Origin of the sequence: Streptomyces sp. NPDC001604 (genome assembly GCF_042893475.1) — a bacterium.
Classification (GTDB): domain Bacteria; phylum Actinomycetota; class Actinomycetes; order Streptomycetales; family Streptomycetaceae; genus Streptomyces.
The window spans coordinates 68,283-92,453 of sequence record NZ_JBIAUY010000028.1 but is presented as its reverse complement, the minus strand read 5'-3'; the positions used below and the strand labels follow the sequence as shown (position 1 = coordinate 92,453).

The window sequence follows — 24,171 nt, the reverse complement described above, 5'->3', positions numbered from 1 at the left end:
AGCACGACAGCTTCCCGGCGTGTGCGCTGGCCCTGGATCCAATTCTGACGCATACCACTGACAACCGTGCCTCGCCGCTGAAACCACGGCGTTACGAGCGGGCACTCACCCACCGTATTGACACGGCACTGGTCCAGACCGCACGGTGATCCGCGACACATCCGCGCCCGGTCACCCCACACCGCCCCGGAAGGACCCGCATGAGCGACGGCAAACTGGCCGACCAGTTCTTCGACGCCGCGATCGACCTCCTGCAACGGGTCCGGGACGAGGAGGCACAGTCCATCACGGCGGCCGGCACCCTCCTCGCCGACACCGTCACGGACGGCGGCCGCCTCTTCGCCTTCGGCGCCGGTCACTCCTCCCTCGCCGCCCAGGACGTCGTCTACCGCGCGGGCGGACTCGCCCTGATGAACCTGCTCGCCGTACCGGGCGTCGTCGGCGTCGACGTGATGCCGGCCACCCTGGGCTCCGCCCTGGAGCGCGTCGACGGCCTCGCGACCGCCGTCCTCGACTCCTCGCCGCTCCGCGCCGGGGACGCCCTCGTGATCATCTCCCTCTCCGGCCGCAACGCCCTCCCCGTCGAAATGGCCGTCCACGCCCGCGAGCTCGGCGTGAAGGTCATCGGCGTGACCTCAGTGGCGTACGCGACCGGGACCCGGTCCCGGCACAGCTCCGGCACCTATCTGCGCGACCACTGCGACCTCGTCCTCGACTCCAAGATCCCCATCGGCGACGCCACCCTCACCCTGGACACCATCCCGGCCCCCTTCGCCCCGGCCTCGACGGTCGTCACCAGCGCAATCCTCCAGGCGGTCATGGCCACGGCAGCGGGCACCCTCGCCGAGCGGGGCATCGAGCCACCACTGCTGCGGTCCGGCAACGTGGACGGCGGCCACGAGTGGAACAGCCGCGTGATGCAGAAGTACGGAGACCGGATCTTCTACCAGCAATAGCAGCCGGCTGAGCCTGCGGGCAGCCATCACCTGCGCAGCCTGCGGGCATTCGTGCCGCCTGGGGCGGCACGGGTGGGCGCAGGCGGCACCCCGCACCGCCGGGCCTCGCTACCGCCCCACAACCCCCGCCAAATCCAGCGCCGCGGCAATCCGCACGGCGACATCCTCCGCGTACACCGCGTCCACCCGCTCGAACTGACTCCGCCCACTCCCCCGCAGAAACGTCACGACCCCCAACGTCCGCCCCCGGCTCCGCAGCACCGCGCACAACGCGTGCACGGCATCCTCCGGCCACTGCCGGGCCAGCGCCCACTCCCGCGCCTGCTCCGCCGGCACCGCCCCCACGCTCGCCCGCACGGACCCCGCCCGCTCCACGCACTGCAGCGCCGGATGCCCCTGCCCGTACCGCACCGGCAACCCCGCCTGCCCGGTCAGCAGACTCGGCCCCGGCGCCCCCGACGGCGTAGTGGCGACCCGCACCAGCCGTACGGGACCCTCCGCCGCCCCGTCGGCCACCGCACCGCCCGCCACTCGGTCGATCAGCGCATGGTCGGCGAACCCGGCGAGCGCGAAGTCCAGATGGACGGTCGCCGCCTCACCCGGGTCCTCGCACTCCGCGGCCGCCCGGGCCGCCCGATGCAGCTGATTGGTCCGGAACCGCAGCAGAGCCGCCTCCTGCTCGCCCTGCTTGCCCTCCGTCACGTCCTGGAACAGCCAGGCGACACCCAACGGCACCGGCTCCTCCGCGAGCGGTGACGCCAGCCGTACGAAGCCACAGCGCCAGCACCGCCGCTGATCGCCCTCCGGCGTCCGCACACTCACCCAGATCTCCGCCGGCGCCGGCGGCGCACCCTCCGCCAGCACATGCGTGAGCGCGCTCTCCAGCTCCTCCACACCCTGGGCGAGCAACTCCCCCAGCGGCCGGCCCAGCGCCGACGTACGCCCGATCCCGAGCGCCCGCGCCGCATGAGCGTTCACCACCGCGGGCCGCAGATCGGCATCGACCAGTACGACACCCCAGCTCGCGTCCTCGAACAACGCCTCGCTGAGCGCGATCGACCGCTCCAGATCGATCTGCGCATGCACCTCGCTGAAGGCGCAGTACACCCCCGCGGGCTTGCCGTCGGGCCCGCGCACCGCCGCGGACTGCGTCCGCACCAGCACCCGCCCGCCGTCCTTCGTCAGCAGCGCGAACTCGTGCACCTGCCGACCCGGGGCCTCCATGGCGGACATCAGCCGCCGCTCGACCTCCTCGGCATCCGCAGGGCGCACCGCCCACCCAGCGAACCCGTGCCGGCCCACCGCCTCGGCCGCGGTCCAGCCCAGAATCCGCTCGGCCTCACGATTCCAGTGCGTGACGACCCCGCCCGCGTCGAAGGCACACAGCGCCGCATCCATCCCGTCGAGCAGCGCGGCCAGCAGATCGGAGCCGTCAGGACCCACCGGGCCGGCCCGCTCGGGCTCATCGGGCCCCAGCTCGTCGGTGGTCCCACTACGCCGGGAAGCACTCACCTGGACCCCCTGCCAAGCTGCGTCCGCACGTACGGCGCGTCGGTTCGCTCACTCGCAATCATCTAACTGGAACGTGACGCAGCACACACCGAGTTCCCCAAGATTGAAGGAATCGTTGCAACCCGCCGATCCCTATGATCCGGCCATCACCAGCCGAAGATCAATCCACAGATCACTCTCGCCGTCCAGCACATACCGGTCGGTCTCGACGAACCCGCACTTCTCGGCAAACCGCAGCCCACCCTCGTTGGCCGCCAGCACACAGGTCTCGACCACCCCGGCACCCAGCACACGCGCGTGCGCCAGCCCCTTCTCGTACAGCGCCCGCCCGAACCCGCGCCCCCGGAACTCGGGCAGCACCCGCGCGATCACCGTGGCCACACCCTCATCACCCTCCGGCGGCCGTACGGTCGAGCACCCGACGAGAGCATCCCCCAGATACGCGTTCTCCAGCCGGTAACGCCCGAGCCGCTCCCGAGCCTCCTCCAGCGACATGGCGGCAGGCGGCACTGTCTTGTTGTGGACGAACCGCCACTCCTCCAGCATGGCCTCGGAGTCCACGGCCTCGATCCGCAGCACCGGACGCCGCGCATACACCTCGATCTCAATCTTCATCCGAGGGTCCGCCAGCCCGACCACCATCATGGTCGCCGCCGGCCGCACCTCCCCGAACGCCCGCCGCAGCACGGGCCAGCACGGCTCGAAGTCGTCGCGCTCGGGCAGCAGGTACCGCACCCGTACGACATCGGAAAACCCGCACCCCGCGTCCGCGAGCGCCGCCCCGATGTTCCGTAGGCACTGCTCGGCCTGCTCGACGACGTCGTCCGAGATCGTCATCGTCGCGTAGTCGAACCCCGTGGTCCCGGACACGTGCACCCAGTCCCCGTCGACCACGGCCCGTGCGTAACCGATCTGCTCCTCGAAGGTCGATCCACTGAGAATCGCGCGTCGCTCCGTCATGGTCGAAAAGCTAGGTCACCGGCCCCCGTCAAAAAAGTGGTTGATCGTGCGCCGACCGGTTCTTAGGGTGTGGGGTACACGAGAAGGGAGGTGGTTCGGCAGATGTATGAATACCGGACGCGTGAGGTGACTGCGGGCTAGCGGCTCGCCACCACACCGAGTGCGGTGCCGGACCAGCGCGGGAGAGAACCGTGCAGCCGGCCCAATCCCAAGCAGTCACCCGACCCGCGAGCTCGCCGGTACGTCCGGCCGGCTCCTCCGCCCAGGCGGAGGGACCAGAGCTCGCGGGTCGTCTGCGTTCCGGTGCTGCCGCTCCCTCAGCGGGCGATGCCGTCGTAGCCCTCGATCTCCTGCGGCCGCCGTACGCCCGGGCCCACGTATCGCGCGGACGGCCGCACCAGCCGGCCCGTGCGCTTCTGCTCCAGGATGTGCGCCGACCAGCCGGCCGTGCGGGCACACGTGAACATCGAGGTGAACATGTGGGCGGGCACCTGGGCGAAGTCGAGGACGATCGCCGCCCAGAACTCGACGTTCGTGGCGAGCACGCGGTCCGGGCGCCGCGCGTGCAGCTCCGCCAGTGCCGCCTTCTCCAGCGCCTCGGCGACCTCGAATCGCGGGGCACCCAGCTCGCGGGCCGTGCGCCGCAGCACGCGCGCGCGTGGGTCCTCGGCGCGGTACACGCGGTGTCCGAAGCCCATCAGCCGCTCGCCCTTGTCGAGGGCCTGCTTGACGTACGCCTCCGCGTCGCCGGTCCGTTCGATCTCCTCGATCATGCCGAGGACCCGGGAGGGCGCGCCGCCATGCAGCGGGCCGGACATCGCTCCTACGGCGCCGGAGAGCGCCGCGGCGACGTCCGCTCCGGTGGAGGCGATGACGCGGGCGGTGAAGGTGGACGCGTTCATGCCGTGCTCGGCGGCGGAGGTCCAGTAGGCGTCGACGGCGGCGACGTGCTTGGGGTCGGGCTCGCCGCGCCAGCGGATCATGAAGCGCTCGGTGATCGAGTGGGCCTTGTCGATCTCCCGCTGCGGAACCATGGGGAGGCCCTGGCCGCGGGCCGACTGGGCGACGTAGGAGAGTGCCATGACGGCGGCTCGGGCGAGGTCCGCGCGGGCCTGCTCGGCGTCGATGTCCAGGAGGGGTTTGAGGCCCCAGACCGGTGCCAGCATGGCCAGTGCCGACTGGACGTCCACCCGGATGTCGCCGGAGTGCACGGGGATCGGGAACGGTTCGGCGGGCGGCAGGCCGGGGTTGAAGGCGCCGTCGACGAGCAGCCCCCAGACGTTTCCGAAGGAGACGTGACCGACCAGGTCCTCGATGTCGACGCCCCGGTACCGGAGGGCGCCGCCCTCCTTGTCCGGTTCGGCGATCTCCGTCTCGAACGCGACGACTCCCTCGAGTCCGGGTACGAAGTCGGACATCAGGCGGCTCCTCGTGATGTGTACGACAGATGTGCAGGGCAGAAAAACGGCGGCTCGGCCGCTGGATCCCCGGTCGTGTCGTGCGACTCGTGGTCCTGGGGGCCACCCTGGTGATGCCCCACGCGGCTGGTCGCTCAACCAGAACGCACCAGCACGATATCTCTGAGTGCCACTTTTGGGGAGGCTTCGCGGCACTCAGTGCCACGGTGCTCGTGGTCGGCGAGCGCCCATGCCGAAATCATGACGGACGCCATGGCGAACGGCACCTGCGCATACGGCAGGATGATCGGGTGACCGACCGAGACGCCGTCCCCTTCGATCCCGCCTCGATGCGCAAGCAGTACCGGGCCGAGGGCCTCGCCGAGTCCGATCTGGCCGCCACCCCGGTGGCGCAGTTCGCGCGCTGGTTCCAGCAGGCCGCGACTCAGGCCCATCTCTTCGAGCCGAACGCCATGGTCGTCTCCACGGCGAACGCCGAAGGCCGTCCCAGCTCGCGCACCGTGCTGCTGAAGCACTTCGACGAGCAGGGTTTCGTCTTCTACACCAACTACGACTCCCGCAAGGCCCGCGACCTCGCCGAGAACCCGTACATCTCGCTGTTGTTCCCCTGGCATCCGATGGCCCGCCAGGTCATCGTCACGGGCATCGCGCGCCGCACCGGCCGTGACGAGACCGCCGCCTACTTCCGCACCCGTCCGCACGGCTCGCAGCTCGGCGCCTGGGCCAGCGCCCAGTCGAGCGTGATCTCCACCCGCGCCGACCTGGACGCCTCGTACGCCGAACTGACGGCCCGCTACCCGGAGGGCGAGCAGGTGCCCGTGCCCCCGAACTGGGGTGGTTTCCGGGTCGCCCCGCAGGCGGTGGAGTTCTGGCAGGGCCGCGAGAACCGGCTGCACGACCGGTTGCGGTATGTGGCGGAGGCGGACGGGGGGTGGCGGGTGGAGCGGCTCAGTCCCTGAGTTCCCGGTCCAGGACGGCCGCCCACTGCGCGACGACCCGCTCCCGGCGTCCGGTGTCGTCCGTGAGGAGGTTGGCGAGGCCGAGGCCGCGGGCCATGTCCAGGAGGCCCTGGACGGTTTCGCGGACGCCGGGGCGGGATTCGTCGGCGTCCAGGAGGTCGACCGCGATGCGGTGGGTTTCGCGGCCGACGTGGGCTTCGAGTTCGGTGACGCGCGGACGGAGCTGTTCCTCGTTGGAGGCGGCGACCCACAAGTGCAGCGCCGCCCGGAAGAGGGGGCCGGTGTAGAGGTCGACGAGGGCCGACACGACCGCCCGTCGGTCTCCGGCCGCTCCCTGCGGGAACAGGGCGCGCAGCGCCGTCGAGCGTTCCTCGGCGACGTATTCGACGGCTGCCGTGAAGAGGTCCTCGCGGGTGGGGAAGTGGTGCTGGGCGGCGCCGCGGGAGACGCCGGCGCGTTCGGCCACGACGGAGACCGTGGAGCCTGCCCAGCCGTGTTCGGCGAGGCAGGCCACGGCGGCTTCCAGGAGGCGCTGCCGGGTGGCTCGGCTGCGGTCCTGCTTGGGTACGCGGTCGGCGCGGTCGACGCCGTTGTCGGTGGTCACAGCACCCATGTGGGATCCCGTCGTTCCAGGAAGGCCGTCATCCCCTCGCGGGCCTGCGGGGAGGCGAACAGCCGGGCCGAGAGCGCGGTGAGGTCGGCCGCGTCCCGGTCGAATGTTTCGAGCACCTTAGCTGTGAGCAGCGCTTTCGTCTCGGCCAGGCCCTGCGGGGCGGCTCGGCGCAGTCCGTCCAGGATCGGTTCCAGTACGGCGTCCACGTCGTCGCCGGTGGCGGTCAGCAGGCCGATGCGGGCCGCCTCGGGGGCCTCGAAGCGTTCGCCGGTGAGGTAGTAGCGCGCGAGGGCCCGGGGGTCCGTGCGGGGCAGCAAGGGCAGGGAGATGACCGCGGGGGCCACCCCGATGCGTACCTCGGTGAAGGCGAAGGTGGACGCCGTCGCCCCCGCCGCGATGTCGCAGGCGGCCAGCAGACCGAGGCCGCCTGCGCGCACATGGCCGGTGACGCGGGCCACGACCGGTTTGCGCAGCTCGACGATCTGCCTCAGCAGCCCGACGAGTGCGTCCGGCGCCGGCGGGTCGCGGAGGTCGGCGCCCGCGCAGAACGTGTTGCCGGTGTGGGTGAGGACGATCGCGCGGACGTCGGTGTCCTTGGCGCAGTCCGTCAGCGCGTCGGCCAGTTCTCCGACGAGTGCCGCGGAGAGTGCGTTGCGGCTGGCCGGGGAGTCGAGGCTGAGGGTCTCGATGCCACGCGCGCGTGCACGTCCGATCAATGTCATGTGCGCTCCTGCAGTGCCCGCAGTTCACGGCGGAGGATCTTTCCGGAGGCGGCCCGCGGGATGCAGTCGATGAAGGTGACCCGGCGGACGCGTTTGTAGGGAGCGACGCGTTCGGCGACATACATCATGACCTCTCCTTCGGAGAGGTCGGTGGCGGTGGGCCGGCGGACGACGTAGGCGTGCGGGACTTCGTTGTTGTCGTCGTTGTAGACGCCGATGACGGCCGCGTCGGTGATGCCCGGGTGGGTGAGCAGGAGGGCTTCGAGTTCGGCGGGGGCCACCTGGAAGCCCTTGTACTTGATGAGTTCCTTGACGCGGTCGACGACGAAGAGCCAGCCGTCGTTGTCGACGTGGCCGACGTCTCCGGTGTGCAGCCAGCCGTCCGGGTCGATCATCGCGGCGGTGGCGTCGGGGCGGCCGAGGTAGCCCTTCATGATCTGGGGGCCGCGGATGAGGATCTCGCCGGACTCGCCGGCGCCGAGGTCCTTGTCGGGGTCGTCGAGGGAGACGATGCGCATCTCGGTGCCCGCGATGAGTTTGCCGACGGTGCCGGGAGGTGCCTCGTGCATGGCGGCGAGGGGGACCACATGGGTGCCGGGTGACAGCTCCGTCATGCCGTAGGCCTGGCCGACGGGTGGCAGGCCGAGCCGCTCGGAGCAGGCGGCGGCGAGTTGGGCGTCCAGGGGGGCGGCGGCGCTGATGACGTGCTTCAGGGACGAGAGGTCGTACTGGGCGACCAGGGGGTGTTTGGCGAGGGCCAGGACGATGGGCGGGGCGACGAACAGGCTGGTGATGCGGTGGTTCTGGATGGCCGCGAGGAAGGTTTCGAGTTCGAAGCGCGCAAGGACGACGACCGTGGCGCCCTGCCTGAGGGGTGCGTTCATGAGGGCCGTCAGGCCGTAGATGTGGAAGAAGGGCAGGACGGCGAGGATGCGTTCGCCGGGGCCGGCCGGCATGACGGGTTCGAGCTGGGCGAGGTTGGTGGCGATCTGGCGGTGCGTGAGCATGACGCCCTTGGGGATGCCGGTGGTGCCCGAGGAGTACGGCAGCGCGGCGACGTCCTCCACCGGGTCGATGGCGACCTCCGGCTCGGGCGCGGCGGAGGCCAGCATGTCGATCAGCGACCGGTGTCCGGGTGCGCTGTCGCAGACGAAGATCTCCTCGACGCCGCCGGCGAGTTCGGTGGCCCTGCGTGCCGTTTCCAGCAGGGGTGACACGGTGACGATCCAGCGGGCCGCCGAGTCCTTCAGCTGCTTGGCGAACTCCTCGGCGGTGGCCAGGGGGTGCACGGTGGTGACGGTGGCACCCGCGCGCGTGGCCGCGTAGAAGGCGGTCGGGAAGGCGACGGTGTTGGGGCTGTGCAGGGCGAGCACGTCGCCCTTGCGTACGCCGGCCTCGGCGAGCGCGGCCGCGATGCGCCGGTGGAAGCGGTCCAGTTGCTCGTACGTGAGGGTGGTGCCGTCGGTTCCGTCGATGAGGGCGGGCGCGTCACCGTACTCGGCGGCCCGGCCCAGCACCGCTTCGTGGATGGGGAGTTCTACGGGCGGAACGTCTGCGTACTCGCTGCGGAACACGGTTCCTCCAAGGCGGCCACGACGGTCTAGTACGACTTGGGAAGGCCCAGAGTCTGGTGGGAGACGTAGTTGAGAATCATCTCCCGGCTCACCGGAGCAATACGAGCCACGCGTGCGGCCGTTATCAACGAGGCGAGTCCGAATTCGCGGGTGAGGCCGTTTCCGCCGAGGGTGTGCACGGCCTGGTCGACGGCTTTGACGCAGGCCTCTCCGGCCGCGTACTTGGCCATGTTGGCGGCCTCGCCTGCGCCGACGTCGTCTCCGGCGTCGTACAGGTGGGCCGCTTTCTGCATCATCAGGCGGGCGAGTTCGAGGTCGATGTGCGCCTGGGCGAGGGGGTGGGCGATGGCCTGGTGGGCGCCGATGGGGGTTTTCCAGACGGTGCGGTCGCGGGCGTAGGTGATCGCCTGGGCGAGTGCGTAGCGGCCCATGCCGATGGCGAAGGCGGCGGTCATGATGCGTTCGGGGTTGAGGCCGGCGAAGAGCTGGAGGAGGCCTGCGTCCTCGTCGCCCACGAGGGCGTCCGCCGGGAGGCGTACGTCGTCCAGGGTCAGCTCGAACTGCTTCTCCGCGGCCTGGAGTTCCATGTCGATCTGGCGGCGGGTGAAGCCGGCGGCGTCCCGCGGGACGATGAACAGGCAGGGTTTCAGGTTGCCGGTGCGGGCGTCTTCTGTGCGGCCGACAATCAGGGTGGCGTCCGCGATGTCGACGCCGGAGATGAAGACTTTGCGGCCGGTGAGCAGCCAGTCGCCGGTGTCGGGGTCGCGGCGGGCCGTGGTGGTGATGCGGTGGCTGTTGGAGCCGGCGTCGGGTTCGGTGATGCCGAAGGCCATGGTCCGGGTGCCGTCGGCGAGGCCCGGGAGCCATGTGCGTTTCTGGTCCTCGGTGCCGAAGCGGGCGATCACTGTGCCGCAGATCGCCGGGGACACGACCATCATGAGGAGCGGGCAGCCTGCGGCACCGAGTTCTTCCAGGACGATGGAGAGTTCGGCTATGCCGCCGCCTCCGCCGCCGTATGCCTCCGGCAGGTTGACGCCCAGGTAGCCCAGCTTGGCTGCCTCCGACCAGAGTGCCTCGCGGTCGAATTCGCGGCCGTGGCGCTTGCCGAGGGCGGCGACTGCAGAGCGGAGGGCTTTTTGTTCTTCGGATTCGATGAGGGGCATCTCGGCTCCTTCGGGGTGCGGGTTGTAGGTGGCTGGTCGCGCTCACGCGGCGGTAGCCGCAAATCGATGCAGTCCCGCGCCCCTTACGTTTCCTCCACTACTGCCAACAAAGTGCCGACCGTCACCTGCTGGCCAGGTACTACTTCCAAAGCGCTCAGCGTGCCTGTGACCGGCGCTGTGATCTTGTGTTGCATCTTCATCGCTTCCAGCCAGAGCAGGGGCTCCCCGGCCTTTACGGCGGCTCCTACGGCCAGACCCTCGGCGACCTTGACGACCGTTCCCGGCATGGGCGCCAGGAGGGAGCCCGGGGCGTGCTGGGTCGTCGGGTCGGGGAAGCGGGGCAGGGCGGTCAGGCGCGTGGTGTTCACGAACACCTCGTCGCCGTACCGTGCCACCTCGTACTTCTGCTGTACGCCGTCCACTTCGAGTACGACGAGACGCGCGTCCGCGTGTACGACCCGTACCCCGTCCGCCTCCAGGCCCGTGCGCGTGTGGCGGTAGCGGGCCTCGTGTTCCTCGCCCGCCATGGCGTACCGCTTGGTCTGCGGCTGGGAGGGGAGGTTGCGGAAGCCGCCGAAGCGGGAGGGGCAGGAGCGGGCGTCGGCGAGGGCGGCGGCCAAGGGGGCGCAGGGGTCCGGGGTCGGGGTGGTCAGTTCGGGAAGGTGGCGGTCGTAGAAGGCCGTGTCCATGGCCGCCGAGGTGAACTGCTGGTGGCGCAGGGAGCGGACGAGGAGGTCGCGGTTGGTGGTGGGGCCGTGGATCGTGGTGCGCTCCAGGGCTCCGGCCAGTCGGCGGACGGCCTCCGCGCGGGTGGTGGCGTGGGCGACGGCCTTGGCGAGCATGGGGTCGTAGTGGACGCCGATGTCGTCTCCGTCGCCGTAGCCGGTGTCCAGGCGGATGCCTTCGGGGGCGGTCAGGCGGTGCAGGGTGCCGGTCTGCGGGGTCCAGTCGTTCGCCGGGTCCTCGGCGTAGAGGCGGGCCTCGATCGCGTGGCCACGCGCGCGTGGGGGGTCGTTCTCCAGGCGGTGGCCCTCGGCGACCCGGATCTGCAGGGCCACCAGGTCGATGCCGAAGACCGCTTCCGTGACGGGGTGTTCGACCTGGAGGCGGGTGTTCATCTCCAGGAAGTGCGCGCGGCCGTCGGCGACCAGGAACTCGACGGTGCCGGCGCCCTCGTAGGCGACGGCGCACACGGCCTGTGTCGACAGCGCGTACAGGTCCTCGACGAGGCTGTCCGGGAGGCCGGGTGCCGGGGCCTCCTCGATGACCTTCTGGTGGCGGCGCTGGAGCGAGCAGTCGCGGGTGCCGAGGGTCCAGATCGTGCCGTGGCTGTCGGCGAGGACCTGGACCTCCACGTGGCGGCCGTGCTCCAGGTACGGCTCGACGAAGACCTCGCCGTCGCCGAAGGCGCTCGCGGCCTCGGCCCGTGCGCCCTCCAGGGCGGCGTCGAGGTCCTCCAGGCGGCGCACGATGCGCATTCCGCGCCCTCCGCCGCCCGCGGCCGCCTTCACCAGGACCGGCAGATCGGCCTCGGTGATCCGCCCTCGTTCCAGGGAGGCGATGCCCATGAGCTCCTTGGCGCGTGTCTTGGACGCCATCGCCTCGATGGCCTCGGGGGGCGGTCCGATCCAGGTCAGGCCGGCGTCGATGACGGCGCGTGCGAAGTCGGCGTTCTCGGAGAGGAAGCCGTAGCCGGGGTGGACGGCGTCCGCGCCGGAGGCGACGGCCGCCTTCACGATCAGGTCGCCGCGCAGGTACGTGTCCGCGGGCGCCGCGCCGGGCAGCCGTACCGCCGTGTCGGCCACGCGCGCGTGGAGGGCGTTCTCGTCGGCGTCGGAGTGCACCGCGACCGTCCGGATTCCCAACTCACGGCAGGTGCGGAAGATACGGCAGGCGATCTCGCCGCGGTTCGCCACCAGGACAGACGTAATCATGAGCCTCACATCCGGAAGACGCCGAAGCCGCCGCGCGCACCCTCGTACGGCGCGGTGTGGATGGCGGACAGGCACAGGCCCAGGACCGTGCGGGTGTCGCGGGGGTCGATGACGCCGTCGTCGTAGAGCCGCCCGGACAGGAACATCGGCAGCGACTCGGACTCGATCTGCTGCTCCACCATGGCGCGCAGGGCGGCGTCGCCGTCCTCGTCGTACGGCCGGCCCTTCGCGGCCGCCGACTGCCGGGCGACGATCGACAGGACGCCGGCCAGCTGCTGCGGCCCCATGACAGCGGACTTGGCGCTGGGCCAGGCGAAGAGGAAGCGGGGGTCGTAGGCGCGGCCGCACATGCCGTAGTGACCGGCGCCGTAGGAGGCGCCCATCAGGACCGACAGATGGGGCACCTTCGAGTTGGAGACCGCGTTGATCATCATTGCGCCGTGCTTGATGATGCCGCCCTGCTCGTACTCCTTGCCGACCATGTAGCCGGTGGTGTTGTGCAGGAAGAGGAGCGGGATGTCGCGCTGGTTGGCCAGCTGGATGAACTGGGCGGCCTTCTGGGACTCCTCGCTGAAGAGGACCCCCTGGGCGTTCGCCAGCACCCCCACGGGATAGCCGTGGAGCGTGGCCCAGCCCGTCGTCAGGCTCGTCCCGTACAGCGGTTTGAACTCGTCGAAGTCGGAGGCGTCGACGATCCGGGCGATGACCTCGCGCGGGTCGAAGGGGGTCTTGAGATCCTCCGGGACGATGCCCAGCAGCTCGTCGGCCGAGTACTTGGGCGGTTCGGCCGGTCCCGGATCGTCGTACGCCTTGCGGTGGTTGAGGCGGGCGACCACCCGGCGGGCCTGGCGCAGGGCGTCCGGTTCGTCGACGGCGAAGTAGTCGGCGAGACCCGACACGCGCGCGTGCATCTCGGCGCCGCCGAGGGACTCGTCGTCGCTCTCCTCGCCGGTCGCCATCTTGACCAGGGGCGGGCCGCCGAGGAAGACCTTCGCGCGCTCCTTGACCATGATCACGTGGTCGGACATGCCGGGGATGTACGCGCCTCCGGCGGTCGAGTTCCCGAAGACGACGGCGACGGTGGGGATGCCGGCCGCCGACAGCCTCGTCAGGTCCCGGAAGATGGCGCCCCCGGGGATGAAGATCTCCTTCTGGGAGGGCAGATCGGCGCCGCCCGACTCCACCAGGCTGATGCACGGGAGCCGATTGGCGAGCGCGATGTCATTCGCCCGCAGGGCCTTCTTCAGCGACCAGGGGTTGCTGGCGCCGCCGCGCACGGTCGGGTCATTGGCGGTGATCAGGCACTCCACCCCCTCCACCACCCCGATGCCGGTGACGAGCGAGGCGCCCACCGCGTACTCGCTGCCCCAGGCGGCGAGCGGGGACAGCTCCAGGAAGGGCGTGTCCGGGTCGAGGAGCAGTTCGATGCGTTCGCGGGCGAGCAGCTTGCCGCGCTTGCGATGCCGTTCGACGTACTTCTCGCCGCCGCCCGCGAGGGCCTTGGCGTGCTCGGCGTCGAGGTCGGCCAGCTTGGCGAGCATGGCCTCGCGGGCCGCCCGGTAGTCCGGGCCGTCGGTGTCCAGGGTGGTCGGCAGAACGGTCACAGGAGGGCCTCCGGGAGGTCCAGATGGCGGGAGCGCAGCCATTCGCCGAGGGCCTTGGCCTGCGGGTCGAAACGGTGCTGGGCGGCGACGCCCGCGCCGAGGATGCCCTCGACGACGAAGTTGAGGGCGCGGAGGTTCGGCAGGACGTGCCGGGTGACGGGCAGGTCGCGGGCCTCGGGCAGCAGCTCACGGAAACGGTCGACGGACAGGTCGTGGGCGAGCCACCGCCAGGACTCGTCCGTACGGGCCCAGACCCCGACGTTGGCGTCCCCGCCCTTGTCCCCGCTGCGGGCGCCGGCGACGAGGCCGAGCGGGGCACGCCGGGTGGGTCCGTCCGGGAGCGGCTCGGGCGACTCGGGGCTCGGGAGGTTGTCGAGTACGAGGGTGTCGTGTGCCGGGGCTATAGGGACCCGACGCCCGTCGTAGAGGACCGCCACATGGTCGACGGCACCATGGGGGACGTACACATCCTCGAAGACCCCATAAGGCGCGCCCTTTCCGGGTGGCGCCAGCACATGGAAGCCGGGGTAGCTGGCCAGTGCCAGCTCTACGGCCGCTCCGCTCAACGCCCGCCCGACGAGCCGCTCGTCCGGGTCCCGCACGACGAGCCGGAGCAGCGCGCTCGCCGTCTCCTCGGTCGGGGCGTCGGGACGGTCGGTGCGGACGAGGTCCCAACTGATGTCATGAGGACGGGACTTGGCGTCCGCGAAAGCGGCCTCCATCTGTTCCCGCACGAGGGCCGCCTTGGCCTCGATGTCGAGGCCGGTGAGGACGAAGGCGACCTCGTTGCGGAAGCCGCCGAGGCGGTTGAGGCCGACCTTGAGGGTGGGCGGCGGGGCCTCGCCACCCACGCCCTCGACGCGGACGCGGTCGGGGCCGTCCTGGGTGAGGCGGACGGTGTCCAGGCGGGCCGTCACGTCCGGTCCCGCATACCGGGCGCCCGCCGTCTCGTACAGCAGCTGCGCGGTGACCGTGCCGACGTCGACGAAACCGCCGGTGCCGGGGTGTTTGGTGATGACGCAGCTGCCGTCCTCGTGGATCTCTGCGAGGGGGAAGCCGGGGCGCCGGAGGTCACCCGGGTGTTCGGTGAAGAAGGCGTAGTTCCCCCCGGTGGCCTGCGTCCCGCACTCCAGCACATGCCCGGCGACGACGGCTCCCGCGAGCCGGTCGTAGTCCGTCCGGGCCCACCCGAAGTGGGCGGCGGCGGGCCCGGTGACCAGCGCCGCGTCCGTCACGCGCCCGGTGACGACCACGTCCGCGCCCTCCCGCAGGCAGGCCGCGACGCCGAAGCCGCCGAGGTAGGCGTGGGCGGCGAGGCTGTCCGGGTAGTCGGCCTTGAGGTCATCACCTTCGACATGTGCGACACGGACGGGAATGCCGAGCCGGTCGGCCAACTGCCGTACGGCGTCGGCGAGTCCGGCGGGGTTGAGACCGCCGGCGTTCGTGACGATCTTGACGGAGCGTTCATGGGCGAGGCCGAGGCACTCCTCCAGCTGGTGCAGGAAGGTGCGGGCGTATCCGGCCGCGGGGTCCTTCAGGCGGTCGCGGCCCAGGATCAGCATGGTCAGCTCGGCGAGATAGTCGCCGGTCAGCACGTCCAGCTCACCGCCGGTGAGCATCTCGCGCATGGCGTCGAAACGGTCGCCGTAGAAGCCGGAGGCGTTGCCGATGCGCAGGGTCGCCGTCATGCGGTGCCGCCGCCCTTCGGCGGGCGTCCGTCACCCGGTGGGCCCGCGAAGGCCTGGGCGATGTCCAGCCAGCGGTCGGCGTCGGAGCCCTCTGCGTGCAGGGCGAGGTCGGTACGGTGGGCGCGCTGGGTGACCAGGCGGCAGAAGTCGAGGGCGGGGCCGGTGACGCGGTCGTCGGCATCCTCAGGCCCGTACACCCACAACTCGCCGCTCGGGGCGGTCAGTTCGACACGGAACTCCTCGAACGGCGGAGTCAGCCCGTGCACGCCGAAGGCGAAGTCGCGGGTGCGGACCCCGAGGCGGACGATGTGCCGGAGCCGGTCGGTGGGGGTGCGTTCCACGCCCAGCGCGTCCGCCACGTCCCCGCCGTGCGCCCAGGTCTCCATGAGGCGGGCGGTGGCCATGGAGGCGGTGGACATGGGCGGGCCGTACCAGGGGAAGCGGGCTCCGTCGGGTGCGGCCCGGAGTGCGTCCGCCAGGGCCTTGCGCCCGGCCCGCCAGTCCGCGAGCAACTGCTCGGGCGGCTTCCGGGCGCCCTCCTCCGCGCCGTTGTCCACGAAGTCCCCGGGCTGGGCCAGCGCCTTCTCGACCTCGCGGGCGAAGGCGTCCTGGTCGGTCACGGCCAGCACGGAGGAGTGGTCGGTCCAGGCAAGATGCGCGATCTGATGGGCGACGGTCCAGCCGGGCGCCGGGGTCGCGAGCGCCCACTGCTCCGGACTCAACTCCGCCACGAGCAGGTCGAGTTCCTCGCTCTCCGCGCAGAGATCGTCGATCACGGGCGTCGGGTCAGCCATGGGGCGAGCATGGCAGGGGGTTCAGAAACAAGCAAGCGTGCTTGCATTAATTTGTTTTCCACAGGTCCGGCACCTGTGCGCAGTCAACTGGCTACCCTCAGTGAGTGGAGGTGGTCGCCGTGCATATCCGCGAACTTGATCCCAGTGCGTCGCCGCTGGACTACTACGGCTTCGAACTACGGCGTGCCCGTGAGGCAGCGGGGCTGACTCAGGCGGCGCTCGGTTCGATCGTGTTCTGTACGGGGTCGCTGGTCGGCCAGATCGAGACGACCTTGAGGGTGCCGACCCGGGAGTTCTCCGAGCGCGTGGATGCGGCGCTGGGGACGGACGGGACGTTTTCGCGGTTGGTGGGGCTGGTTCTGCGGAACCAGTTGCCGAGTTGGTTTCAGCCCTTTGCGGAGCTGGAGGCACGCGCGACGAACATCGCCACGTTCCAGGCCCAGGTGGTCTACGGGCTGCTCCAGACACCGGCGTACGCGCGTGCGGTGCTGGAGGCAGGCTGGGCGGACAAGCTCGACGAGCAGGTGGCGGCGCGCCTGGAAAGGCAGCGCATCCTGACTCGGGAGAAACCGCCCCTTGCATGGGTGGTGCTGGACGAGGTGGTGCTGCACAGGCCTTTCGGCGGCAGGGAAGTCATGCGTCAGCAACTGACGCACCTGTTGAACCTCCAGAAACGCCGCCAGCTGCGTGTGCAGCTGTTGCCGTTCGGGGTGGGGCAACATCCGGCCACGGCGGGCTCCTTCACCATCCTGCGTTTCAATGACGACCCCGACATCGCCTACTCGGAGAACTACGACAAGGGATACATGACCGCCAACCCGGACGTCGTCAGGGACTGTTCGCATCGTTACGATCATCTGCAGGCCGCAGCCCTCTCAGTCGAGGACTCGGCAGCGCTGATCGCCCGCGTACGGGAGGAACGGTATGCAGAACAGCCAGGACCTGACCGGAGCTCGCTGGCGTAAGTCGTCCTACAGCGGCGGCACCGGAGGCGAATGTGTCGAGTGCGCCCCTCTCGGCACCGCGACGTGGCGTAAGTCGTCGTACAGCGGCAGCAGTGGCGGTGATTGCGTGGAGGTCGCCGACCTCACCCCCCGCACAGCCCTCATAGCCGTCCGCGACTCCAAGAACCCCCCGGCAGGGATCCTCACCCTCAGCCCCGCCGCCTTCTCCGCCTTCCTCCGAGGCACCGCCCAGAACCCCCGCGCCTGAGTACAGGTGCTCATGCGCGCCACCGCCCGGCGCGGCACGCTGCACGCATGACCGACACCCTCGTACGCCCGGCCCGCCGGTGGCCCTGGTCGCGCAGAACGCGGCTGGGCGTGGACCTCGCCCTCGCGATCCCGCTGTTCCTGCTGGAGGCCGGGTGGCTCGTGCTGGACTGGATGTACGGCTACGGGCTGGAGGTATGGGCGGCGCAGGGCGACCAGGCGCGGATCGACGCGGCTGCCCTCGCGCACATGGACCGGTTACAGGAACTGCAGATCGCCGTACTCGTGCCGGCGGTCGTCGCGGGAGTCTTCCGTGCCCGCTGGACCGTGGTCGCACACCTGCTGGTGGCCCTCCTGGCCGGCGGAGCGCTGACGGCCGCGCATCGCGAGTGGAACCACGACCACTCCCCACCGCCCGGCTGCGTCCGCTACAGCGCGAACTGCTGAACGCGAATTGCTGGACGCGAAACGCTGAAAATGAGGCGCGCCACGCCCGGCGCGCCGCCATCCCTTCAGCTGAGCGGATCAGGGGTTGCTTGCCAGATGGTGATGAGTTCCGAACGCGGAGTGATCATGTAGACGAAGAAGCCGCCGGCCACGAAAGCGTGCTTCGCCCCCTCGTCCGCTCCCTGATAGTCCGGCCCGTGGAGATAGAGGGCTTCGGCGGCCCGGACCAGTTCATCGGCTTTCTTCTCCACCTCGGCCAGGAACTCGGGCGGCGCCCCGGCCGCCACGGTTTCCTCGTCCGGGACGTACTCCCAGTGCCAGTTCACTCCACGCGCACCGCTTCGGCCGCGGCGCGATAGATGTCGCTGGCGACGGTCAGGTGTTCGCGGGCCTCAGTCGGCTCTGCCGCGATGTGGCCGAGATACTCGGCGCGGTGGTACGCCTTTGCCGCCCCGGGATGTCGCTCGATCTCGATCAGGGCCGCCCAGTGGGCAAGGTACGCGTGAACGGGCCCCAACGAGCCGTGTGCGACGGCTTCCGCAAGTGCCTGGTCCTTGGCTCGGTCGTACGCGGCCACCAGCTGAGGAGCAACGACGGCACAGGCAGCGCGCAACGCTGCCGGGGTGCGCTCGGGTCGGGGGATCAGCGGCGCGTCTCCCGACGCCTCGGTGTGCTGCAGACTCATGCGCCGTTCCCTCCTCGCCCCGCGTCCTCGTTCCCCACCACGAGCCCGACTCTAATGCCGCCGCACCCAACCACGCCCCGTCAACCGTCAGAAATCCACCTCTGGCGCCTTCGCCCGCCCCCGCCCCACCTGCGTCCGCACCGCCCCCATGCTCGCCCCGATGACCAGGGCGATGGCGGCGGCCTGCCAGGCGGAGAGGGACTGACCCAGGATGAGGAAGCCGGCGGTCGCTGCGAGGGCCGGTTCCAGGCTCATCATGATCGCGAAGGTGGATGCGGGGAGGCTGCGCAGGGCCAGGAGTTCCAGGGTGTACGGGAGCACCGAGGACATGATGGCCACTGCCGAGCCCAGCGCGATCGTCGTCGGGTCGATGAGCTTCGCGCCGGATTCGGCGATCCCCAGCGGGAGCATGAGCAGCGCCCCGACCGCCATGGCCAGCGCCAGCCCGTCCGCCTGCGGGAACCGTCGGCCCGTACGCGCACTGAAGACGATGTACGCCGCCCACATGGCGCCCGCGCCCAGCGCGAAGGCGACGCCGAGGGGGTCGAGGCCGTCGAAGCCTCCGCCGCCGAGCAGGAAGACACCGGTGAGGGCGAGTCCGGCCCAGACGACGTTGAGCGCGCGGCGGGAGGTCAGGACCGACAGGGCGAGCGGGCCGAGGACCTCCAGGGTGACCGCCGGGCCGAGCGGGATGCGGTCGACCGCCTGGTAGAAGAGGCCGTTCATCGTGCCCAGGGTGACACCGAAGACGATCACCGTGCCCCAGTCGGTGCGCGAGTGGCCGCGCAGCCGGGGCCGGCAGACCAGCAGCAGCACCACGGCCGCGGCGAGGAGGCGGAGGGTGACCACGCCGAGCGCGCCCGCCCGCGGCATCAGGTTCACCGCCAGGGCGGCGCCGAACTGCACCGACACACCGCCGGCCAGGACCAGGCCGACCGGGCCGAGGGAGCCTCGTCGGTGCGGTGCCGTCGGGGTGTGCACCGCTGACGGAGAGGTGGTGGTGCTGGGGCTGGTCACGGGCGGTCCAGGTGCTCGGCTCGGGGTTCACGACTTGTTCATCTCGATGCACTGCCAGGTCCAGGGTAGTGGACTCGGTCAGGCGTGTGAACCCGTTTTGCGACTGTCCTGAATGGTGGACACGGCAGCCTCGGATGCCGGACCAGGGCCGACCTCGTCACGGAAGAGATCGGAAGAGGGGGCCTTATGAAGCCGGGAGCGAGCGCCCCTTCCCCAGTCCGTCCGCCAACACCTCGGCCAGGTGCCTTCCGCGCACCCCGGCGAGCTGCTCCAACTGCGTCCGGCAGGAGAACCCGTCCGCCAGCACGACCGTCCCCTCAGCCGCGTCCCGCACCGCCGGCAGCAGCTGTTCCTCCGCACAGGCCACCGACACCTCGTAATGGCCCTTCTCGAAGCCGAAGTTGCCCGCCAGACCGCAGCATCCGCCCGCCAACTCGCCGGTGAGCCCCGCCGCCTCGCGCAGCCGGCGGTCCGGGCCGTCACCGAGGACCGCGTGCTGGTGGCAGTGGGTCTGCCCGGTGACCGGGCGGTCGAGGGCGGGCGGCACCCAGTCGGGGGCGTACCGCTCCAGCGCCTCCGCGAAGGTCATGACCGAGGCGGCGAGGCGGGCGGCGCGCGGGTCGTCGTGCAGCAGCTCCGGCAGGTCCGTGCGCAGGGCCGCGGCGCAGCTGGGCTCCAGGACGACGAGGGGTGCGAGGGTCTCGGCCGCGTCGGAGGAGACCAGGACGTCGAGCTGGTCGAGGGTGCGGCGCAACACCTCGCGGGCACGATCGAGTTGGCCGGTCGAGAGGTAGGTCAGCCCGCAGCAGACGGGGCGGTGCCGGGGCAGCCTGGGCAGCGGGACCGGCCTCAGCCCCGCCGCTTCCAAGACCCGCACGGCCGCCTTCCCCACCTCCGGCGAGAGGTGCTCCGTGAAGGTGTCCGGCCACAGCAGGACAGGCCTGCCGGAGGACTCCTCGTACTCCGGTCCCAGCTCGCGGATCATCCGCCGCTGCCGCGCCCTCGCACGGCGCCCGAACCACCGGGTGAACCTCTCGGTCGCCACCCGCGGAATCCGCCGCTCGGGCGCGATCCCGCCCAGCCGCTTGGCGAGCGCCGCCAACGGGCCCACGGAGGCGGAGAGGTTGACCAGCCGGGCGGTGCGGGTGCGGTCCACCAGCCGCAGCCACACCGGCAGCCATCCCATGCTGTAGTGCGCGGCCGGACGGCGCCGTCCCGCGTAGTGGTGGTGCAGGAACTCCGCCTTGTACGTGGCCATGTCGACCTCGACCGGGCAGTCGGACCGGCATCCCTTGCAGGACAGGCACAGATCGAGCGCGTCCCGCACCTCCGTCGACCGCCAGCCATCGGTGACGACCTCGCCGGCCAGCATCTCGTGCAGCAGCCGGGCCCGTCCGCGCGTGGAGTGCTCCTCCTCGCCGGTCGCCCGGAAGGACGGGCACATGACGGACGTCCCGGACGCAGAGGTCGTACGGCACTTGGCGACGCCCACGCAGCGCCGTACGGCCGCGGAGAAGTCGCCGCCGTCCGCCGGGTACCCGAAGGCCACATCGACGGGCTCGCGCGGCAGCACGGAGAAGCGGAGGTCAGCGTCGAGCGGTGCCGGACGGACCAGCATGCCGGGGTTGAGGAGGTCGTCCGGGTCCCAGACGCCCTTCACCCGCTCGAAGAGGGCGACCATCTCCTCGCCGTACATCCTCGGCAGCAGTTCCGCCCGCGCCTGCCCGTCCCCGTGCTCCCCGGACAGCGATCCGCCGTGCGCCACGACCACGTCCGCGAGTTCCTCCGAGAACCGCCGGAACCGGCCGACACCCGCCTCGCTCAGCAGGTCGAAGTCGATACGGACGTGGATGCAGCCGTCCCCGAAGTGCCCGTACGGGGTGCCGCGCAGTCCGTGGGAGGTCAGCAGCCGCCTGAAGTCCCGCAGATAGGCGCCGAGCCGCGCGGGCGGCACCGCGCAGTCCTCCCAGCCCGGCCAGGCCTCGCTCCCGTCCGGCATCCGGGTCGCCGTCCCACTGGCGTCCTCGCGGATACGCCACAGCGCCCGCTGCCCGCCCGGATCGGTGACGACGAGCGAGTCGACGACATCGGCGGCCCGGACGATCGCCTCGGCACGCGCGCGTGCCTCCGCCTCCGTCTCCCCGCCGGTCTCCACGAACAGCCAGGCCGCGCCGCGCGGCAGCCCCGCCGTGGACGGCACCAGATCGGCCGCCATCCCCTCCACCGTCAACGGCCCGTACGGCAGCAACCCGGCCGCGGCCTCCGCCGCCGCACTCTCGTCGGCGTACGCCAGCACGGCCAGCGCACGCGCGCGCGGCGCCTCGACGAGCCGTACGACGGCCTCGGTCAGCACCCCCAGCGTGCCCTCGCTCCCGCAGAAGGAACGGGCGACATCGGCCCCCTTCTCCGGCAGCAGCGCGTCCACCGCATACCCGGAGATCCGCCGGGGCAGCTCCGGAAACCCCGTCCGCAGCCGCGCCAACTCGCCCTCGACCAGTCCCCGCAGCCCGTCCGGCGCCCCGGCCCACCCCTGCCCGAGCCGCAGCCGCTCCCCGCTCCCGGTGACCACGTCCAGCTCCCGCACGCTGTCCGCGGTGGTCCCCCACGCCACCGAGTGCGAGCCGCACGAGTTGTTCCCGATCATCCCGCCGAGCGTGCAGCGGCTGTGCGTGGACGGATCGGGCCCGAACCGGAGCCCGTGCGGCGCGGCGGCCTCCTGCAACCGGTCCAGAACCAGCCCCGGCTGGACGACAGCGGCACGGGCCTCGGCGTCCAGGGAGACGATCCGGTTCATGTGCCGGGTGAAGTCCAGCACGACACCGGTACCTGTGGCCTGCCCGGCGATCGAGGTGCCACCACCACGCGGCACGACGGGCACGCCGTGCGCCCGGCAGACCTCCAGCACGGCGGCCACGTCGGCGGCGTCCCTCGGGGCGACCACCCCCAGCGGGACACGCCGATAGTTGGACGCGTCCATCGTGACCAGTGCCCGGGCGGCCACGTCAAACCGCACCTCACCCCGGACAACCTCGCGCAAACGTGCCTCGAGATCCGCCATGGGGCCAGCCTCTCAGCCCGTCCGGCGTTTGAGGACGAGGCCGTTCAGGCCGAAGGGGGGTCTGGGGGCGCAGCCCCCAGTTCCGACGTCCACGACACCGCCGTCTCACCCGACGGACGAGGTTTCACCCACGTTTCGCGAAAGAGCTAACCTCACCCCGTGGCTGAGATCCAGATTCCCGCTGACATCAAGCCCGCCGACGGACGTTTCGGCGCGGGCCCCTCCAAGGTGCGGACGGAAGCGCTGGACGCGCTGGCCGCGACCGGTACCTCCCTCCTCGGCACCTCCCACCGCCAGGCCCCGGTCAAGAACCTGGTCGGCAAGGTGCGCGAGGGCATCAGTGAGCTGTTCTCCCTCCCCGAGGGCTACGAGGTGGTCCTCGGCAACGGCGGCTCCACCGCGTTCTGGGACATCGCGACGCACGGCCTGATCGAGAACAAGTCGCAGCACCTCAACTTCGGCGAGTTCTCCTCGAAGTTCGCGAAGGCGGCCAAGCTGGCCCCGTGGCTGGCCGAGCCGACCGTCATCGCGAGCGACCCGGGCACGCACCCGGAGCCGCAGGCCGAGGCGGGCGTCGACGTCTACGCCTTCACCCACAACGAGACGTCCACCGGCGTCGCCATGCCGATCAAGCGTGTGGCGGGCGCCGACGAGGGCGCCCTGGTCCTGGTCGACGCCACCTCCGGCGCCGGCGGCCTCCCGGTGGACGTGTCCGAGACGGACGTCTACTACTTCGCCCCGCAGAAGTCCTTCGCCTCCGACGGCGGCCTGTGGATCGGCATCTTCTCCCCCGCCGCGATCGAGCGCGCCGAGCGCATCCACGCATCCGGCCGCCACGTCCCGGAGTTCTTCAGCCTCCCCACAGCGATCGACAACTCCCGCAAGAACCAGACGTACAACACCCCGGCCCTCGCCACCCTCTTCCTGCTGAACCAGCAGCTGGAGTGGCTCAACGGCCAGGGCGGCCTGGACTGGTCGGTCCGCCGAACGGCGACCTCCGCCCGCACGCTCTACGGCTGGGCCGAGGACATCAAGTACGCCAACCCGTTCGTCACCGACCCGGCCAAGCGCTCGGCGGTCATCGGCACGATCGACTTCACCGACGAGGTGGACGCGGCCGCCGTCGCCAAGGTGCTGCGCGCCAACGGCATCGTCGACACCGAGCCGTACCGCAAGCTCGGCCGCAACCAGCTGCGCGTCGCGATGTTCCCGGCGATCGACCCGGCGGACGTCGAGGCGCTGACGAAGTGCATCGACTACGTGATCGAGAAGCTGTAACTCCCGCGTCAAACCCCGTAGTTCCGTAACTTGTTGCAGGGCCCTGTCGGTGACAGGGCCCTGTGCGTTGGGTACGGCCGTGGCATGAACAGACCGATACCGGGCACCGTGCAGGTCGCGGTGCGCCACATCCTCAGCGACAGGACGACGGGCTTCCTGACCAGGACCCGCAGGATCACCTGGCGGGACGGCATCTACCGGGTGCGCCGGCCGGCGTCGGGCAAGCACACCGTCGAGCTGACCTGCCCCGAGTGCGAGGCGTCCCTGCTGGCCGAGGTCCGCGACGAGGCCCGGACCCGAAGGACCGCGACCATTCTGCTGGTGTTGGCCGCCCTGTCCGTGCTCGTGCTCCTCATGGCGTTCGGCTACGCCGTCCACGAGGGCGGAAAGACCCTCCCCGAGGGCCAGTCCCTCCCCACGCTCTTCCCCATCAGCGTCGTCTCGGTCTTCGTCACCTTCGTAGCCGCTCCTGTGCTCTTCCTCCGGGGCCGCCGCTACAACGGAGTCAGCATGCTGGACGCCCCCAAACCACGCCGGCTGCACGGGATCATGCCGGTACGCGGCTGAGCTGCGGCCAC

Annotated in this window: 22 protein-coding genes; 7 read left to right on the top strand and 15 right to left on the bottom strand. The window is 71.0% G+C overall.

What is annotated here, in order from left to right; all coding sequences use genetic code 11:
- The first annotated feature begins 200 nt into the window (after window positions 1–200).
- The gene (locus tag ACFY1E_RS44995; RefSeq protein ID WP_389087624.1) at window positions 201–956 is read left to right on the top strand and encodes an SIS domain-containing protein; all 756 of its coding nucleotides are present in this window, start codon (window positions 201–203) and stop codon (window positions 954–956) included.
- A gap of 108 nt (window positions 957–1,064) precedes the next feature.
- On the opposite strand, the gene ACFY1E_RS44990 is transcribed toward ACFY1E_RS44995, so the two are convergent.
- The 3 genes from ACFY1E_RS44990 to ACFY1E_RS44980 all read right to left on the bottom strand — a co-directional run bounded on the left by ACFY1E_RS44990 (window position 1,065) and on the right by ACFY1E_RS44980 (window position 4,846).
- Complete coding sequence (locus ACFY1E_RS44990; protein ID WP_389087621.1) at window positions 1,065–2,468, bottom strand: PAS domain-containing protein; 1,404 nt, start codon at window positions 2,466–2,468, stop codon at window positions 1,065–1,067.
- Window positions 2,469–2,600: 132 nt separating this feature from the next.
- The gene (locus ACFY1E_RS44985) at window positions 2,601–3,428 is read right to left on the bottom strand and encodes a GNAT family N-acetyltransferase (protein ID WP_389087619.1); all 828 of its coding nucleotides are present in this window, start codon (window positions 3,426–3,428) and stop codon (window positions 2,601–2,603) included.
- 317 nt (window positions 3,429–3,745) lie between these two features.
- On the bottom strand, window positions 3,746–4,846 hold the full coding sequence (locus tag ACFY1E_RS44980; RefSeq protein ID WP_389087616.1) for a citrate synthase 2: 1,101 nt from the start codon (window positions 4,844–4,846) through the stop codon (window positions 3,746–3,748).
- Between the two features lie 290 nt (window positions 4,847–5,136).
- On the opposite strand from ACFY1E_RS44980, the gene pdxH reads away from it, so the two are divergent.
- The gene (gene pdxH / locus ACFY1E_RS44975) at window positions 5,137–5,805 is read left to right on the top strand and encodes a pyridoxamine 5'-phosphate oxidase (RefSeq protein WP_389087614.1); all 669 of its coding nucleotides are present in this window, start codon (window positions 5,137–5,139) and stop codon (window positions 5,803–5,805) included.
- Here the strand turns inward: pdxH and ACFY1E_RS44970 are convergent.
- The 8 genes from ACFY1E_RS44970 to ACFY1E_RS44935 form a co-directional block, all read right to left on the bottom strand.
- Window positions 5,795–6,418: a TetR/AcrR family transcriptional regulator gene (locus ACFY1E_RS44970; protein ID WP_389087610.1), complete on the bottom strand. Its 624-nt coding sequence runs from the start codon at window positions 6,416–6,418 to the stop codon at window positions 5,795–5,797. The genes pdxH and ACFY1E_RS44970 overlap by 11 nt on opposite strands.
- A complete protein-coding gene (locus ACFY1E_RS44965; RefSeq protein ID WP_389087608.1) occupies window positions 6,406–7,140 on the bottom strand; it encodes an enoyl-CoA hydratase family protein in 735 nt (244 codons plus the stop codon). The genes ACFY1E_RS44970 and ACFY1E_RS44965 overlap by 13 nt, the downstream gene beginning before the upstream one ends.
- Window positions 7,137–8,714: a 4-coumarate--CoA ligase family protein gene (locus tag ACFY1E_RS44960; protein ID WP_389087606.1), complete on the bottom strand. Its 1,578-nt coding sequence runs from the start codon at window positions 8,712–8,714 to the stop codon at window positions 7,137–7,139. Before ACFY1E_RS44960 ends, ACFY1E_RS44965 begins: the two co-directional genes overlap by 4 nt.
- 26 nt (window positions 8,715–8,740) lie before the next feature.
- Window positions 8,741–9,877 (bottom strand): acyl-CoA dehydrogenase family protein, encoded by a 1,137-nt coding sequence (locus ACFY1E_RS44955; protein ID WP_389087603.1) that lies wholly within the window; start codon window positions 9,875–9,877, stop codon window positions 8,741–8,743.
- Window positions 9,878–9,960: 83 nt separating this feature from the next.
- Window positions 9,961–11,811, bottom strand: a complete 1,851-nt coding sequence (locus ACFY1E_RS44950; RefSeq protein WP_389087601.1) for an acetyl/propionyl/methylcrotonyl-CoA carboxylase subunit alpha — start codon at window positions 11,809–11,811, stop codon at window positions 9,961–9,963.
- Window positions 11,812–11,816: 5 nt separating this feature from the next.
- Window positions 11,817–13,415 (bottom strand): acyl-CoA carboxylase subunit beta, encoded by a 1,599-nt coding sequence (locus tag ACFY1E_RS44945; protein ID WP_389087597.1) that lies wholly within the window; start codon window positions 13,413–13,415, stop codon window positions 11,817–11,819.
- The gene (locus ACFY1E_RS44940; protein ID WP_389087595.1) at window positions 13,412–15,103 is read right to left on the bottom strand and encodes an acyclic terpene utilization AtuA family protein; all 1,692 of its coding nucleotides are present in this window, start codon (window positions 15,101–15,103) and stop codon (window positions 13,412–13,414) included. The genes ACFY1E_RS44945 and ACFY1E_RS44940 overlap by 4 nt, the downstream gene beginning before the upstream one ends.
- Entirely contained in the window at window positions 15,100–15,897 is a 798-nt protein-coding gene (locus ACFY1E_RS44935; RefSeq protein WP_389087592.1) for a TIGR03084 family metal-binding protein, read from the bottom strand. The genes ACFY1E_RS44940 and ACFY1E_RS44935 overlap by 4 nt, the downstream gene beginning before the upstream one ends.
- Before the next feature lie 104 nt (window positions 15,898–16,001).
- Here ACFY1E_RS44935 and ACFY1E_RS44930 point away from each other — a divergent pair, with 104 nt between their 5' ends.
- The 3 genes from ACFY1E_RS44930 to ACFY1E_RS44920 are packed head-to-tail and all read left to right on the top strand — an operon-like array spanning window position 16,002 to window position 17,555.
- Window positions 16,002–16,862: a helix-turn-helix domain-containing protein gene (locus tag ACFY1E_RS44930; protein WP_389087590.1), complete on the top strand. Its 861-nt coding sequence runs from the start codon at window positions 16,002–16,004 to the stop codon at window positions 16,860–16,862.
- On the top strand, window positions 16,822–17,109 hold the full coding sequence (locus tag ACFY1E_RS44925; RefSeq protein WP_389087587.1) for a DUF397 domain-containing protein: 288 nt from the start codon (window positions 16,822–16,824) through the stop codon (window positions 17,107–17,109). Before ACFY1E_RS44930 ends, ACFY1E_RS44925 begins: the two co-directional genes overlap by 41 nt.
- Before the next feature lie 47 nt (window positions 17,110–17,156).
- On the top strand, window positions 17,157–17,555 hold the full coding sequence (locus tag ACFY1E_RS44920) for a DUF6234 family protein (protein ID WP_389087585.1): 399 nt from the start codon (window positions 17,157–17,159) through the stop codon (window positions 17,553–17,555).
- A 65-nt stretch (window positions 17,556–17,620) separates the two neighbouring features.
- On the opposite strand, the gene ACFY1E_RS44915 is transcribed toward ACFY1E_RS44920, so the two are convergent.
- The 4 genes from ACFY1E_RS44915 to ACFY1E_RS44900 form a co-directional block, all read right to left on the bottom strand.
- Complete coding sequence (locus ACFY1E_RS44915) at window positions 17,621–17,881, bottom strand: hypothetical protein (RefSeq protein ID WP_389087582.1); 261 nt, start codon at window positions 17,879–17,881, stop codon at window positions 17,621–17,623.
- Complete coding sequence (locus ACFY1E_RS44910) at window positions 17,878–18,240, bottom strand: DUF6247 family protein (protein ID WP_389087580.1); 363 nt, start codon at window positions 18,238–18,240, stop codon at window positions 17,878–17,880. Before ACFY1E_RS44910 ends, ACFY1E_RS44915 begins: the two co-directional genes overlap by 4 nt.
- A gap of 87 nt (window positions 18,241–18,327) precedes the next feature.
- The gene (locus ACFY1E_RS44905) at window positions 18,328–19,257 is read right to left on the bottom strand and encodes a DMT family transporter (RefSeq protein WP_389087577.1); all 930 of its coding nucleotides are present in this window, start codon (window positions 19,255–19,257) and stop codon (window positions 18,328–18,330) included.
- A gap of 184 nt (window positions 19,258–19,441) precedes the next feature.
- Window positions 19,442–22,315, bottom strand: coding sequence for an FAD-binding and (Fe-S)-binding domain-containing protein (locus tag ACFY1E_RS44900; protein ID WP_389087575.1), 2,874 nt, complete (start codon window positions 22,313–22,315; stop codon window positions 19,442–19,444).
- Between the two features lie 159 nt (window positions 22,316–22,474).
- Between ACFY1E_RS44900 and serC the strand changes: the two genes are divergently transcribed.
- A complete protein-coding gene (gene serC / locus ACFY1E_RS44895) occupies window positions 22,475–23,593 on the top strand; it encodes a phosphoserine transaminase (RefSeq protein ID WP_389087573.1) in 1,119 nt (372 codons plus the stop codon).
- Window positions 23,594–23,677: 84 nt separating this feature from the next.
- On the top strand, window positions 23,678–24,160 hold the full coding sequence (locus ACFY1E_RS44890) for a hypothetical protein (RefSeq protein ID WP_389087570.1): 483 nt from the start codon (window positions 23,678–23,680) through the stop codon (window positions 24,158–24,160).
- Window positions 24,161–24,171 lie beyond the last annotated feature (11 nt).